This window comes from Arenimonas daejeonensis, assembly GCF_007993735.1.
In the GTDB taxonomy this organism is placed as follows: Bacteria; Pseudomonadota; Gammaproteobacteria; order Xanthomonadales; family Xanthomonadaceae; genus Arenimonas; species Arenimonas daejeonensis.
The window spans coordinates 2,303,984-2,316,580 of the sequence record NZ_CP042453.1 but is presented as its reverse complement, the minus strand read 5'-3'; the positions used below and the strand labels follow the sequence as shown (position 1 = coordinate 2,316,580).

The 12,597-nt window shown below is 68.7% G+C and carries 19 protein-coding genes; 11 read left to right on the top strand and 8 right to left on the bottom strand.

Translation table 11 applies throughout. The features are described 5' to 3' along the window. Window positions 1–5 precede the first annotated feature (5 nt). On the bottom strand, window positions 6–761 hold the full coding sequence (locus FRZ33_RS11280) for a type 1 glutamine amidotransferase (RefSeq protein ID WP_146909714.1): 756 nt from the start codon (window positions 759–761) through the stop codon (window positions 6–8). Window positions 762–920: 159 nt separating this feature from the next. Between FRZ33_RS11280 and FRZ33_RS11275 the strand changes: the two genes are divergently transcribed. Next, window positions 921–1,469, top strand: coding sequence for an SRPBCC family protein (locus FRZ33_RS11275; protein WP_174754963.1), 549 nt, complete (start codon window positions 921–923; stop codon window positions 1,467–1,469). A gap of 1 nt (window position 1,470) precedes the next feature. Here the strand turns inward: FRZ33_RS11275 and FRZ33_RS11270 are convergent, their stop codons facing one another. Both FRZ33_RS11270 and FRZ33_RS17770 read right to left on the bottom strand, forming a co-directional pair. Further along, a complete protein-coding gene (locus tag FRZ33_RS11270; protein WP_146909712.1) occupies window positions 1,471–2,193 on the bottom strand; it encodes an RNA pseudouridine synthase in 723 nt (240 codons plus the stop codon). A gap of 58 nt (window positions 2,194–2,251) precedes the next feature. Next, window positions 2,252–2,437, bottom strand: coding sequence for a hypothetical protein (locus FRZ33_RS17770; RefSeq protein ID WP_425480588.1), 186 nt, complete (start codon window positions 2,435–2,437; stop codon window positions 2,252–2,254). Window positions 2,438–2,463: 26 nt separating this feature from the next. Between FRZ33_RS17770 and FRZ33_RS11265 the strand changes: the two genes are divergently transcribed. From FRZ33_RS11265 to FRZ33_RS17010, 3 genes are read left to right on the top strand one after another with little or no spacing between them, the layout of a single operon-like run. Next, window positions 2,464–2,862: a VOC family protein gene (locus tag FRZ33_RS11265; protein ID WP_146909711.1), complete on the top strand. Its 399-nt coding sequence runs from the start codon at window positions 2,464–2,466 to the stop codon at window positions 2,860–2,862. Then, window positions 2,859–3,494, top strand: coding sequence for a glycerophosphodiester phosphodiesterase family protein (locus FRZ33_RS17460; RefSeq protein ID WP_174754961.1), 636 nt, complete (start codon window positions 2,859–2,861; stop codon window positions 3,492–3,494). Before FRZ33_RS11265 ends, FRZ33_RS17460 begins: the two co-directional genes overlap by 4 nt. Beyond that, complete coding sequence (locus tag FRZ33_RS17010) at window positions 3,401–3,895, top strand: glycerophosphodiester phosphodiesterase family protein (RefSeq protein ID WP_174754959.1); 495 nt, start codon at window positions 3,401–3,403, stop codon at window positions 3,893–3,895. The genes FRZ33_RS17460 and FRZ33_RS17010 overlap by 94 nt, the downstream gene beginning before the upstream one ends. Before the next feature lie 6 nt (window positions 3,896–3,901). Here FRZ33_RS17010 and FRZ33_RS11255 read toward each other — a convergent pair whose 3' ends face one another. Beyond that, window positions 3,902–4,753 carry a DMT family transporter gene (locus FRZ33_RS11255; RefSeq protein ID WP_146909709.1) on the bottom strand — a complete coding sequence of 284 codons (852 nt, stop codon included), beginning with the start codon at window positions 4,751–4,753 and terminating at the stop codon, window positions 3,902–3,904. Between the two features lie 50 nt (window positions 4,754–4,803). Here FRZ33_RS11255 and FRZ33_RS11250 point away from each other — a divergent pair, with 50 nt between their 5' ends. Continuing rightward, window positions 4,804–5,169: a DUF6164 family protein gene (locus tag FRZ33_RS11250; RefSeq protein ID WP_146909707.1), complete on the top strand. Its 366-nt coding sequence runs from the start codon at window positions 4,804–4,806 to the stop codon at window positions 5,167–5,169. A gap of 4 nt (window positions 5,170–5,173) precedes the next feature. Here the strand turns inward: FRZ33_RS11250 and FRZ33_RS11245 are convergent, their stop codons facing one another. After that, window positions 5,174–5,611, bottom strand: coding sequence for a barstar family protein (locus FRZ33_RS11245; RefSeq protein WP_146909705.1), 438 nt, complete (start codon window positions 5,609–5,611; stop codon window positions 5,174–5,176). Next, window positions 5,608–6,024 (bottom strand): guanyl-specific ribonuclease, encoded by a 417-nt coding sequence (locus tag FRZ33_RS11240; RefSeq protein WP_146909703.1) that lies wholly within the window; start codon window positions 6,022–6,024, stop codon window positions 5,608–5,610. Before FRZ33_RS11240 ends, FRZ33_RS11245 begins: the two co-directional genes overlap by 4 nt. A 120-nt stretch (window positions 6,025–6,144) precedes the next feature. On the opposite strand from FRZ33_RS11240, the gene FRZ33_RS11235 reads away from it, so the two are divergent. Together FRZ33_RS11235 and FRZ33_RS11230 are read left to right on the top strand one after the other, a co-directional pair. Further along, window positions 6,145–6,732: a DUF922 domain-containing protein gene (locus FRZ33_RS11235; RefSeq protein ID WP_158637203.1), complete on the top strand. Its 588-nt coding sequence runs from the start codon at window positions 6,145–6,147 to the stop codon at window positions 6,730–6,732. A 78-nt stretch (window positions 6,733–6,810) separates the two neighbouring features. After that, on the top strand, window positions 6,811–8,439 hold the full coding sequence (locus tag FRZ33_RS11230; RefSeq protein ID WP_146909699.1) for a POT-type proton-dependent oligopeptide transporter: 1,629 nt from the start codon (window positions 6,811–6,813) through the stop codon (window positions 8,437–8,439). Between the two features lie 118 nt (window positions 8,440–8,557). On the opposite strand, the gene FRZ33_RS11225 is transcribed toward FRZ33_RS11230, so the two are convergent. Further along, window positions 8,558–9,517, bottom strand: coding sequence for an NAD(P)H-binding protein (locus tag FRZ33_RS11225; protein WP_227978336.1), 960 nt, complete (start codon window positions 9,515–9,517; stop codon window positions 8,558–8,560). Between the two features lie 175 nt (window positions 9,518–9,692). Here FRZ33_RS11225 and FRZ33_RS11220 point away from each other — a divergent pair, with 175 nt between their 5' ends. Genes FRZ33_RS11220 through FRZ33_RS11210 form a run of 4 tightly spaced genes read left to right on the top strand, consistent with a single transcriptional unit; the run spans window position 9,693 to window position 11,698 of the window. Next, window positions 9,693–10,181 (top strand): GbsR/MarR family transcriptional regulator, encoded by a 489-nt coding sequence (locus FRZ33_RS11220; protein ID WP_146909695.1) that lies wholly within the window; start codon window positions 9,693–9,695, stop codon window positions 10,179–10,181. A gap of 17 nt (window positions 10,182–10,198) precedes the next feature. Continuing rightward, window positions 10,199–10,651 (top strand): thiol-disulfide oxidoreductase DCC family protein, encoded by a 453-nt coding sequence (locus FRZ33_RS11215; RefSeq protein WP_146909693.1) that lies wholly within the window; start codon window positions 10,199–10,201, stop codon window positions 10,649–10,651. A gap of 1 nt (window position 10,652) precedes the next feature. Continuing rightward, a complete protein-coding gene (locus FRZ33_RS17320; protein WP_322618990.1) occupies window positions 10,653–10,808 on the top strand; it encodes a hypothetical protein in 156 nt (51 codons plus the stop codon). Next, complete coding sequence (locus FRZ33_RS11210) at window positions 10,808–11,698, top strand: acyltransferase (RefSeq protein WP_322618989.1); 891 nt, start codon at window positions 10,808–10,810, stop codon at window positions 11,696–11,698. The genes FRZ33_RS17320 and FRZ33_RS11210 overlap by 1 nt, the downstream gene beginning before the upstream one ends. Here FRZ33_RS11210 and ypfJ read toward each other — a convergent pair. Then, window positions 11,659–12,534 carry a KPN_02809 family neutral zinc metallopeptidase gene (gene ypfJ, locus FRZ33_RS11205; RefSeq protein ID WP_146909691.1) on the bottom strand — a complete coding sequence of 292 codons (876 nt, stop codon included), beginning with the start codon at window positions 12,532–12,534 and terminating at the stop codon, window positions 11,659–11,661. The two genes, FRZ33_RS11210 and ypfJ, sit on opposite strands and share 40 nt — an antisense overlap. Window positions 12,535–12,597 lie beyond the last annotated feature (63 nt).

Genomic DNA, 12,597 nt, shown 5'->3' with positions numbered 1-12,597 from the left:
GACCGTCAGGCCCACTCGCGCGAAGGCAGCACCACCCGGCGTGCCGGCCGGCCGACCAGGTCCAGGAAGGCCTCGAAGGCGGGTTCGGCAAGGCGCTGCAATGGCGCCGCGCGGTCACGCGTGTGTTCGCGGATCGTGTCCACCCCATGCGGCAGGGCCGGGTGGCAGAGTTCGTCGGCGTGGTCGGGTTTGGCCAGCCAGCGTTCGATCAGCGGCGCGTCCACTTCCGGGTGGAACTGCAGGCCATAGGCGTTGTCGCCCCAGCGGAAGGCCTGCTGTTCGCAGCTGTCGGTTCGCGCCAGCTGCACCGCGCCGTCGGGCAGGTCGAAGGTGTAGCCGTGCCACTGGAACACCGGCGTGGCGGCGCCGAGCTTGCCCAGCATCGGGTCGTCGCGGCCGGCGGGCGTCAGCTGCAGGTCGTACCAGCCGATCTCGGGCCGGTCATGCCGGCGCACCGGCGCGCCCAGCACATGCGCCAGCAGCTGCGCGCCCAGGCAGATGCCCAGCACCGGCTTGCCCTGGCGCAGGGCCTGTTCGATCACCCGCAGTTCGGTACGCAGGTGCGCGCGCTCATGCTGGTCCTCGACATTCATCGGCCCGCCCAGCACCACCAGGCCGCGGTAGCGGTCAATGGTGGGCTGGGCCTCGGGGTCGCGGTCGAAATTGACGAAACGGATGCGGTGGCCACGGCGCCGGATCAAGGGATCCAGCGTGCCCAGCGGTTCGGCGGCGACGTGTTGGAAGACCAGCAGGCGGGACATGGCGGAATGGTGGAGGGTGGACCGCCACGACACCCGATGCGGCCGGCAAGATCAAGCCCGGCGCGGGAATGACCCGATGTCCTGGCGGCATATGCGGGCCTTGCCAGCGGTGGCGCGGAAGCGGCTAAATCGAGGCCGGGTTCCCGGGGAGACACCGTGATGCGCATCTTTCTGTCTGCAGTGCTGGTCCTGCTGTTCGCCTGCCCCGCGCTGGCCGAGGTCAAGGACAGCAGCCCCTCGGGCTTCACCCTGGAAAACAGCGAAGTGGTGCCGGTGGACGCCGACACCGCCTGGGATGCGCTGGTGAACGACGTGGACCGCTGGTGGCCGGCCGACCACACCTGGTGGGGCGACGCCTCGAAGCTGTCGATCGTGCCGCGCGTCGGCGGCTGCTTCTGCGAACTCAACGGCGACCAGCAGGCCTGGCACATGGCCGTGAGTTTCGTGGACCCGGGCAAGACCCTGCGCCTGACCGGCGGCCTGGGCCCGCTGCAGGGCATGGGCCTGCACGGCGCGCTGGAATTCCGCCTGGCGCCGGTCGAGGGCGGCACGCGCATCACCCTGTGGTACCGGGCCGGTGGCTACACGCCGGACGACCTCTCGAAATTCGCTCCGGTGGTGGACCAGGTGCAGGGCCTGCAGTTGGGAGGACTGGCGGACTACCTGCGTGGAAAGGCGCCGGCGACGCCGCCCGAGGAAGAAGCCTGAGTCAGAAGCGGTCGTTGACCGGCAGGTAGCGCCAGTTGCCCGCCGGCATCTTGGCCAGGCCGACGCGGCCCAGGCGCAGGCGCCGGATCGAGGTGGCGCGCAGCCCGACCTGTTCGCACAGGTGGGCGACCAGGCCCGGGCGCACGGCCTTGATCGCAAAACGCAGGCGCTGCTCGCTCTGCCAGCTCACCTTGAACGCCGGCACCGGCCAGCCCTGGAAGGTGGTGCCGCCGCTGAGGCGGTTCCAGCCGTAGGGCGCCAGTTCGCCTTCGACGTCCACCACCAGTTCCTGTTCGATGCGCTGGGATTCTTCCTGCAGCCGGCGCAGCACACGGCCGTCCTGGCTGAAGACGGCCAGGCCGGTGGCGCCGGCTTCCATCGGCAGGGCTTCGACCAGGCGCGGGAAGTGGCGTTTTAGCAGGCGCCAGCCGGAGGGATCCTCGGGCCAGCGGAATTCGGGGCGGAGCAGGTCGGCGGCGTTCGCGCCGGCGGGCAGGTTCAGCAGGATCGTCGCCGGTTCGGGCGCGGTGAGTTTCGCGTCTGGGTCCAGTTCGACCCGCTCGGTGCTGACCATGTGCTGCGGGGCTTCGACCACGACCCCGTCCACGCGCACCCAGCCGCCCTGCACATAGTGTTCGGCCTCGCTGCGCGAGCAGCCGGCGATCTCGATCACGCGCCTGGCCAGGCGGACCGGTTCGGGAGTGGGTGGGGAGTTTTCGGACATGCGCCATTGTAGGCGCCTGCGCCGGGTCATGCCGGCGCAGGACGCGTGGCGCTGGGGATCAGCCTTTCGAGGCCTTTTTCTGCTGCTTGGCTTCGCGCTTTTCCTTCAGCGACTTTTCCGGCTTCTTCTTTTCCGTCTTTTTCTGGTTCAGGCCCTTGGCCATGGGGTGCTCCTCATCGGTGGCGGCCCGGTTTCGATGGCCGGGTCCGGGGCGATCATGACGCGCCGGCGGCGGTATTGCCACGGGCGCAGTCAGTCCACAATGCCGGCATGACCCAGACCCTAGGCGCCTTGTCCCTGCTGGTGCGCGACTACGACGAGGCGATCGCCTGGTACGTGGGCGTGCTCGGATTCGAACTGCTCGAGGACACGCCGCTCGGTCCCGACAAGCGCTGGGTGCGGGTGGCCCCGCCCGGCGCGTCCGGAACCTGCCTGCTGCTGGCACGGGCCGCGGACGACAGGCAGCGCGCCCTGGTGGGCGGGCAGGGTGGCGGCCGAGTCTGGCTGTTCCTGCACACCGACGATTTCGCCGCCGACCACGCCCGCATGCTGGCGGCCGGCGTGCGCTTCCTGGAATCGCCGCGGCACGAGGCCTACGGCAGCGTGGCGGTGTTCGAAGACCTGTACGGCAACCGCTGGGACCTGCTGCAGCGGCGCGCGCCGGGATGAAGACCCGGGTCATCGCCCACCGCGGAGCCTGCGGCTACCGGCCCGAGCACACGCTGGAGGCGTATGCACTGGCGATCGACCAGGGCGCCGACTTCATCGAACCCGACCTGGTGCCGACCCGCGACGGCGTGCTGATCGCCCGGCACGAAAACGAACTGTCCGACAGCACCGACGTGGCCGACCGTCCGGTGTTCGCCGACCGCCGCTGCGTGAAGGTGGTGGACGGCGTCGAACGCCATGGCTGGTACAGCGAGGACTTCACGCTGGACGAGATCAAGACGCTGCGCGCGCGCGAACGCATTCCGGCATTGCGGCCCGACAGCGCCGCACACGACGGCCGCTACGAAATACCGACTTTTGCCGAGATCCTCGACCTGCTGCAACGGACGGAACGGCGCGTGGGGTTTACCCGGAAACCAAGTTGCCGACCTTTTTCGCGCACGAAGGGAAACACCAGGACGGTCGTGCGATCGCGCTGTCGATGGCCACACGTGTGGTGGCGGAGCTGCAGGCGGCCGGATTCACCGACCGCGACCGGGTGTTCCTGCAGTCCTTCGAAATCGAAAGCCTGCTCGACCTCAAGCAACGGATCCTGCCGGCAGCAGGCCTCGATTTTCCGCTGGTGCAGTTGATCGCTTCCCCGCGCCGTGGCCGTCCACGCGACCTGGCCTGGCATCTGGCACAGGGCCACGACCTGGCGGCCATCTACGGCGGACTCGCGGAAGTCCTGGAAGACGGGTTGGGTGAACACACGCGCTACGCACACCTGCTTCAACCACCCGCCCTGGCCTGGATGCGTCGGGAATACGCGGCGGTGCTGGGTCCGTCCTTCGAATTGCTGTTGCCCGAGGGGCCGGACGGTCCGGCGTCGCCACTGTTCGTGCAGGCGCGTGCCGCAGGTCTGGCGCTGCATCCGTACACGCTGCGCGCGGAACTTGGCGGCGAAGCCTACGGGCGCCGGCTGCTGGCCTTGGGCGTCGAAGCATTCTTCATCGACCAGCCCGACCTGGGTGTCGCACTGCGCAACGCCTGAGCCCACTCACGCAGCGATGCGCCGCGCACGCCAGGGCAGGGTGAGTGCGATGCCGGCGAGCACCGCCGCCGAACCCAGCGCCAACCGCAGGTCGATGGTTTCGCCCAGCAACAGCACTCCAGCGATCGCGGTGATCACCGGCACGCTCAGCTGGCAACTGCCCGCGGCCTGCGGCGACAGCCCGCGCAGGGCGGTGTACCAGACGGCGTAACCCAGGCCCGAGGTCAGTGCGCCCGACACCAGTGCGCAGGCCAGTCCCAACGTGTCCACGGCCAGCCAGGGCAGGGCGGGCAGGCAGGCCAGCAGGCCCAGCGGCACGGCGCGAATGAAGTTGCCCGCGGTCGCCGCCGTGGCGTCACCGGCGCCCCGTCCACGCAGGCTGTACACGCCCCAGGCGATGCCGGCGGCCAGCATCAGGGCCGCCGGCAGTGGCGGCGGAGCCGTCAGGCCGGGCAACAACAGGCCGACCAGTCCCGCCAGGGCGAGCGTGAGGCCAAACGCCTGCAGGGGAGACCAGCGCGCGCCGGCCCACAGCCCTGCCAGCAGCATCGTCGCCTGCACCGATCCAAACAGCAGCAGGGCGCCCGTGCCGGCGCTCAGGCCGATATAGGCCCAGGAAAAGGCCGAGGCGTAGACGAACAGGGCGAACGCTGAGGTCCAGTCGCCGGTGGGTTTGCGGTGGCCGACCTGTGCACGCACCAGGACCCAGAGCACCACCGCGCCTGCCGCCAGCCGCACCGCCGTGAAGCTGGCCGGGTCGGTCGCGCTGCGGTCCAGCGCCAGCCGGCACAGCAGCGAATTGCCGGCGAAGGCCAGCATGGCGAAGATGGTGAGGGTGATCGTGCGAACGGGCGTCATCGCGCCGGATTATGGCCTGGGCGGCGGGCGCGCCGGGCTATGATCCGGCCATGGCCATCCTGCTGCTGAACCTGCGCCACGTGCCCGAGGACGAAGCGGACGAGGTCCGCGCGCTGCTCGAGGCCCAGGGCATCGAGTATTACGAAACCCAGCCCGGTCCGTTCGGGATTTCCGCGGGCGGCATCTGGCTGGTGCACAGCGAACAGGAAGAGCGCGCGCGCATGCGGCTGCACGAGTACCAGCAGACCCGGCTGCAGCGCGTGCATGTGGAACGCGAAACCGCTCGTCGCGAAGGCCGGTTGCCCGGCACCTGGAGCCAACTGCGCGACAACCCGCTGCAAGCCCTGGCCGCGGTCCTGGGCATCCTGCTGGTGCTGGCGGTGACGCTGTTGCCCTTCCTTCTCCTGGGCGAATGAAGTCTCAGCTCTGCAATGCGTCGAACTGGTCGTCGGGCAGGGCCAGGAAGGCCCAGAACGGCCGGCCGTGTTCGCGCCAGTCCTCGCAGGCGCCTTCCAGCACTGAAACCAGCGTCGTGTAATCCGCGGGATCCGCGTCGCGCAGGTCCTGCAGGTTCTGCAGCGTCAGCACGTAACCTTCGGCGGGCATCCAGTCCAGGTCGACCAGACAGTCGGCCAGCGCGTCCCAGTTGTGGCCGAAGTAAGGCGGGAAGGCGAAGGCGTCAGCGAAGTGCCGCATCAGGCCGGCTTTGTCCGCGCAGCCGGCCAGGTCGATGTCCACGCAGCGGAAGCCCAGGTCGCCGGCGGCGGCGCGCAGCCCGTCCAGGTCGGACGCGGTGAGATAGAAGGTGCCGGCCTGGTCGGCTTCCACCAGCAGCGCCTGCAGCGGCCGCGCGTTCATCGGGGCACCTCGAAGCGCCGGAAGCTCTGGTAATGGTCGTCGGTGTACCAGTATTCGGCCGGCGGATCGCCGCCGGTGACGATGCGGCGCGGGCCGCGATGGCCCAGGCCGGGCGTGCGCACGGTGTATTCGCGGTAATGGCCGCGCGCGCGTTGCGGCAGCCGGCGCTCGCGGTTCTGGAACACGCTGCCGTCCTGGCGATGCGGGAACGGACCGCCGCGTGCGATCAGCACCAGCGTGTCACTGGCTTCCGGCGGCAGGAAATCCGGCAATGCGGATCGCGGTGCCGGCGCCTGCGACACCACGCCAGCATCTTGTGCGGGTGCGGATTCCGGCGCAGGCACGCCGCCCAGCCAGGACCAGGCCAGTACCAGCACCACCAGCAACACAAGGACCGGCCGAAACTTCTGCATGCCTGCATGGATGAGCGTGGACGGCCCGAGTCTAACAAGCCCGGCGTGAGGGGCCAGGGGTTGTGCATGCGTTGCCGGGCCGGCAAGCTCGGGGTCGCGAAGGCGCAGGGAGCGGGCGGGATGCAGTCATGGATGCTGGTGCTGGCGTTGCTGCCCGCGGTGCCGCCGGCCACGGAGTCCGTTGAGCAGGGGCTGCCCGGTTTCGTATACATCGAGCACCGCAAGTACTACGACCTCGATGCGCGCACCCTTTATGCGCTCCGCACGCAGCTTGAGGAGCGACGGCGTGAAATGGGCACCGGTGCCGAACCCGTCGGCCGCACCACGCAACGCCTGGAAGTGCGCTACGAACTACTGCCGCTACCGGCTGGCTGCCAGCTCCGCGCCGTGGAGCTGACACTGGAGGTGACCATCCACCTGCCACGCTGGCGGCCGGAAGGGCGACGCCCGGTGGGTCTTGGAAAACGTTGGGACACCATGCTTGAAGCCCTGACGCGGCACGAGGAAGGACATCGCGACAACGCGCTATGGGCGGCCCACGGCCTGCACCGCCGACTGCTGGAGCTTGCTGAGCCGGGGCAGGACTGCCTGGCCCTGCACCGCGCGGCCCAGCGTGAGCGTTTCAAGGCCGAAGTGCGCTACCGGCAGCGCGACCAGGCCTACGACCGCCGCACCGACCACGGCGTGCGCCAGGGCTCGGTGCTCTAGGGTCTGGTGGCTGGATTTGGGCCTGGCCCGCGATCTGTGGACAATGCCCCCGGACCCCGCTTCCCCGAAGGACCCCTGATGACCCCAGCCGCGACCCAGACGGCCGCCGCCGACCCCAACGCGCCGCTTCCGCGCCAGATCCCCTACATCATCGGCAACGAGGCCTGCGAGCGCTTCAGCTTCTACGGCATGCGCAACATCCTGGTGCCGTTCCTGATCAGCTCGATGCTGCTGGCCTATCTGCCGGACCAGGCTTCGCGCGAGGGTGCGGCCAAGGACCTGTTCCACAGCTTCGTGATCGGCGTGTACTTCTTCCCGCTGCTCGGTGGATGGCTGTCGGACCGGTATTTCGGCAAGTACAACACGGTGTTGTGGTTCTCGCTGATCTACTGCGCCGGCCATGCCTGCCTGGCGATGTTCGAATCAAACGCCACCGGCTTCTACACCGGCCTGTTCCTGATCGCACTCGGCTCCGGCGGCATCAAGCCGTTGGTGGTCACCTTCTGCGGCGACCAGTTCGACCAGAGCAACAAGCACAAGGCCAAGATCGTCTTCGACGCCTTCTACTGGATCATCAACTTCGGCTCGTTCTTCGCCTCGCTGCTGATGCCGCTGGTGCTGCGCAGCTGGGGTCCGGCCTGGGCCTTCGGCATTCCCGGCATCCTGATGTTCATCGCCACGGTCATCTTCTGGGCCGGGCGCCGCAAATACGTCAACGTGCCGCCGTCGCACGGCACGGATCCTGATTCCTTCCTCAAGGTCGTGCGCACCGCGCTGCTGGGCAACGGCTACGGCGTCGGCACGCTGATCGCCGGCGGCAGCGTATTCATCGCGGTGGCCATGCTGGCGCTGTGGGCGCTGAAGTTCGCCGGCGTCGCGCTGTGGCCGGAGGCATGGGGCTTCGTGATCACGGCCTGCCTCGCGCTGGGCGTGGTCATCGCCGGCGTCGGCTTCGGCGCCTCGGCGCAGCTGGAGCGGGCGCGCGGCCAACATCCGGACCTCGCGATCGATGGTGTACGCGCCGTGCTGCGCGTGCTGATCGTGTTCGCGCTGGTGACGCCGTTCTGGTCACTGTTCGACCAGAAGGCCTCGACCTGGGTGATCCAGGGCAAGGCCATGATGATCCCGCACGAGCTGTGGTGGTGGCCGAGCTGGCTGGTGAAGGACGCCACCCAGATGCAGGCGCTGAACCCGCTGATGGTCATGCTGCTGATCCCGTTCAACAACATCGTGCTTTACCCGATGCTGACGCGCATGGGCTTCCGGGTCACCGCGCTCAAGCGCATGGGCTGGGGCATCGCGATCGCAGCACTGTCCTGGGTGATCGCCGGCATGCTGCAGCTGCGGCTCGACGACGGCGCCCAGGTGTCCCTGGCCTGGCAGACTCTGCCCTACCTGCTGCTGACCTTCGGCGAAGTCCTGGTTTCCGCGACCGCGCTGGAGTTCGCCTACAGCCAGGCGCCGATGGCGATGAAGGGCGTGATCATGGCCTTCTGGTACCTGACCAGCACCTTCGGTGGCCTGTGGGTGCTGCTGACCAATGCGACCGTGCGCGACCCGGGCGTGATCGCCTGGATCACTGCCCAGGGCTGGACGGAGAACGCCTTCCTGATGTTCTTCTTCGCGGGCTTCGCCTTCGTGGCGGCGATCGCCTTCGCGGCCTACGCGCGCCGCTACAAGGTGATGGACTACTACCGCACGGCGTGACGCGGACGGCGGGTCGGCCCGAGGGCTGGCCCGCCGGCGTCACCCCGGCCTGGTGGGTTTTCCGTACCAGGCCCTGGCCAGCACCGACCGTCCGGCGCAGGCAGCGCCGGGATCCGGTTCAACGGGCGGGCGCGGGTTGCGAGGCGCCTGACGGGCGCGGGCTGGCACCGACGGGACGCGGTGTCCGTCCCAACAGGGCAGGCAGGTGATTGTGCCGCGGACAGTTGTCCCGCCGCAGCAACTCCCAGTGGCCGAAGGAAAAGGGGGTGACATGCAGCAGGTCGCAGGCATGGCTGCCCAGGCGGGCCAGCCAGCCGGGAACAGGAAGCACCAGTGCCGGGCGGTGGTCATGCATCCGGCGTAGCGACGCGAGATAGTCGCACAGGGGCATGGCGTGGTTGCCGCCGAGGTCGAACTCGGCGGGCCCCTCCCGGGTGGCAAGGGCAGGGCGGAGCGCCAGTTTGGCCAGCGCTTCGCCCAGGTCGCGCACATCCAGTGCGGCGATGCGTCCCGTGGCATCGGCTGGCAACACGTGCACCGGCCAGCGGGCGACGCGGCGCAGCCAAAGAGCGCCATAGCCGCCTTTTTCGGCGTCCAGCAACGAGGGGCGGACGATGCAGCAATCGGCGCCGCTCGCGCGCAGGGCGGCTTCGCCATCGCGTTTCGAGCGCAGGAAGCGGCTGCGGGCTGGCCGCTCGAGGCCGAGCGCCGACACGTGCACCAGGCGCCGGCCGCTGCGGCGGCAGGCTTCGGCGAGTGCGGCGGGCGCGAGGTGGTGGACGCGGTCATAGGTCTCGCGGCCGCGCTGGCGCAGGATGCCGACGCAATTGATCACGACATCAATGCCCTCCAGCCTGGCAAGCCAGGCCTCGGGGCTCAGCAGTTCTTCGAAGCGGGTCTGGTGGCGTGGGCAGGCGCGAGCTTGATCGGGCAACCGCTGGTCGATCCGGCCGGGATGGCGGCTGCCGATGTGCGCATCCAGGCCTTCGGCCAGCAGCGCGGCCACGGCGTGACGGCCGATGAAACCGGCGCCACCGAGAACAAGCACCGTCGTGCGTGGCAGCGGGGTTCCATCCATGTTTGTTCCCCTAATTTTGACAGTAATTTCTGTCTTGACAGAAATGTATGTCGGAACTAGTCTGTTTGCAAGCCCGGACAACAGGCCAGGAACCCCGAGATGAGCGAAGCAATCCCCGTATGCCGTCGATCCGCTGAGCCCGCTCAGCCGTCGTTTTGTCCTGCACTGGGGCGAGATGGGCTCGCGCTGGGGCGTCAACCGAACAGTGGCGCAGGTGCATGCGCTGCTGTTCCTGTCGGGCCGGCCGATGGATGCCGAGGAGATCGCCGCCACCCTGGCGGTCGCGCGATCCAACGTCAGCAACAGCCTGCGCGAGCTGATGAACCTCAAGCTGGTACGGGTGGCGCACCTGATGGGTGAGCGCCGCGACCACTTCGAGACCTCGAAGGATGTCTGGGAACTGTTCCGCACCGTCGTGCGCGAACGCAAGGCGCGCGAATTCGACCCCACCGTGGCGATGCTGGCCGAACTGCGCGCCGACCCTGCCTTCGCCGCCGAGGACGCCGGCGCCCGGCAACGCATCCAGGACACCCTGGCGCTGACGACCGCGCTCTCGTCCTGGGGCGAGGAAATGCTGCGTCTGGAACCGGCCACCTTGATGAAGGTGATGAAACTAGGCAGTAAAATCCAGAAACTGCTGCGCGATGGAGACAACAGGAAGTGAATGCCGCTTGGCCGCTGGTGATCTATTACGACGCGTCCTGCCCGCTGTGCCGGGAGGAAATGCACGCCCTGACCAGCCACGACCATCGGCAGCGGCTGCGCCTGGTGGACGCGTCGACGCCCCGGTTCCAGGACCCGGACACCGCGGCGGCGGGGCTCGACGCTGAAGCGCTGATGCGCCTGATCCACGCCCGCGATGCGCAGGGGCGCTGGTACCGCGGGGTAGAGGTATTCGAACTGGCCTACCGGGCGGCGGGTCTTTACGGCATCGCGAGTGTCTGGGGCCACCCGCGCCTGCGACCGATCTGGGATCGGCTGTATCCGTGGGTCGCCCGTTTCCGGCAGCCCTTGTCGCGCCTGCGCCTGAACCGTCTGTACGGTGCGATGGTGCGCCGCGCCGCCAAGCGGGCGCAGCGCCGCTCTGCCGGGTGCGCATCGGGGCTGTGCCATCTGCCCGGTGTCGATCCCTGACATGCTGTTCCGCCTGCCCAGTGGCCTGCGCGCCACATTGGCGGCCGTGCTGGTGATCACCAGCACCGTGCTGCACGTGCCGGTGTTGCTGGTCGTGGCCCTGCTCAAGGCCTTGCTGCCATTTGCCGCCCTTCGTCCGTACCTGGACCGGGGTTGATGCTGATCGCGGAAAACTGGATCGGCTTCAACAGCCGCATGATCGATGCCTTCACCCGCACGCGCTTCGTGATCGAAGGGGTGGACGGCCTGCGTTATGGCGGCCACTACCTGGTGCTGGCCAACCACCAGAGCTGGGTGGATATCCCGGTGCTGCAGAAGGCGCTCAACCGCCGCGTGCCGCTGCTGCGGTTTTTCCTGAAGAGCCAGCTGTTCTGGGTGCCGTTCCTGGGGCTGGCCTGGTGGGCGTTGGATTTTCCCTTCATGAAGCGCTACTCGCGCCAGGAGCTGGCCAAGCATCCCGAACTCGCCGGCCGCGATATCGCCGCCACCCGGCGCGCCTGCGAGAAGTTCCGGCACATCCCGGTGTCGGTGATGAACTTCGTCGAGGGCACGCGCTTCACGCCGGCCAAGCATGCCCGGCAGGCCTCGCCGTTCCGGCATCTGCTCAAGCCCAAGGCCGGGGGCGTGGCCTTCGTGGTCGGCGCGATGGGCGAGGCGATCGGGTCGGTGCTCGACGTCACCCTGCATTACGACATCGGCCCGCCAACCCTGGCCGATCTGTTCTCCGACCGCATCGGCGTGGTCCGCGTGCACGTGCGCGAACGCGCCATTCCCGAGGGTCTCGCCGGCGGCGACTACGAATCCGACCGCGCTTATCGCGTGCGTTTCAGGCCTGGATCAACCAGATGTGGCTGGACAAGGACGCCTTGCTCAAAGACTGGAACTCGGGGCAGCCCTGATCAGCCCCTCCCCCTGCTTGCAGGGGGAGGTTGGGAGGGGGTGGAACTTCGAAGCAAGGACTCACCCCTCCCCAGCCCTCCCCTGCAAGCAGGGGAGGGAGACAAGCTTCAGAGCTGGACGGCGGCAAAGGTGTCGCACTTCCTGTAATCGCCACTCTCGAAGCCGATGCGGAACCAGCGCACGCGCTGCTGCGCACTGCCATGCGTGAACGAGTCCGGCACCACCTGGCCCTGTCCCTGCCGCTGCAGGGTGTCGTCGCCGATCGCGGTCGCGGTGTTCAGGGCTTCTTCGAGGTCGCCGGGCTCCAGCCAGGCATGGCGCTGCTGCGCGTGGTGGGCCCAGAGGCCGGCGTAACAGTCGGCCTGCAGTTCCTGGCGCACCAGAGGGCCTTCCGCGCCTTCGACGTTGCCGCCGCGCTGGCGGACCTGGTTCACCTTGGCCGACACGCCGGTGAGCGTCTGGATGTGGTGCCCGACTTCGTGCGCGATCACATAGGCCTCGGCGAAATCGCCGCCGCCACCGAGGCGGTCGCGCATCTGCTGGAAGAAGCTCAGGTCGATGTAGACCTTGCGGTCACCGGGGCAGTAGAACGGGCCGACCGCGGCCGTGGCGCCGCCGCAGGCCGAGTTCACGCTGCCGGTGAAGAGCACCAGCTGCGCCGGCGGGTACTGTTCGCCGCTGGCCTGGAAGATCGCGCCCCATACGTCCTCGGTCTCGCCGAGGATGCTGGCGACGAACTGCGAGGCCTCGTCGTCCACGGGCGCCGTGGTCGCACCGCCGGGCTGGTCGGTGCCGGCCGGTGCCTGCTGCTGCACTTCGGCCAGCAGGCCCAGCATCTCCATCGGGTTCTTGCCCAGCAGCAGGCCGATCACCACTACGATGGCGATGCCGCCCAGGCCGAGTTTCATGCCGCCACCCCCGCCCGGACCCATGCCGCGGCGGTCTTCCACGTTGCTGCTGCGTCGTGCACTGCGCCACTTCATGGCCATGCTCCATGCCGGGGTGTGGGCGATTGTTGCCCGAAACCGGCACTGGAGGCGACCTGG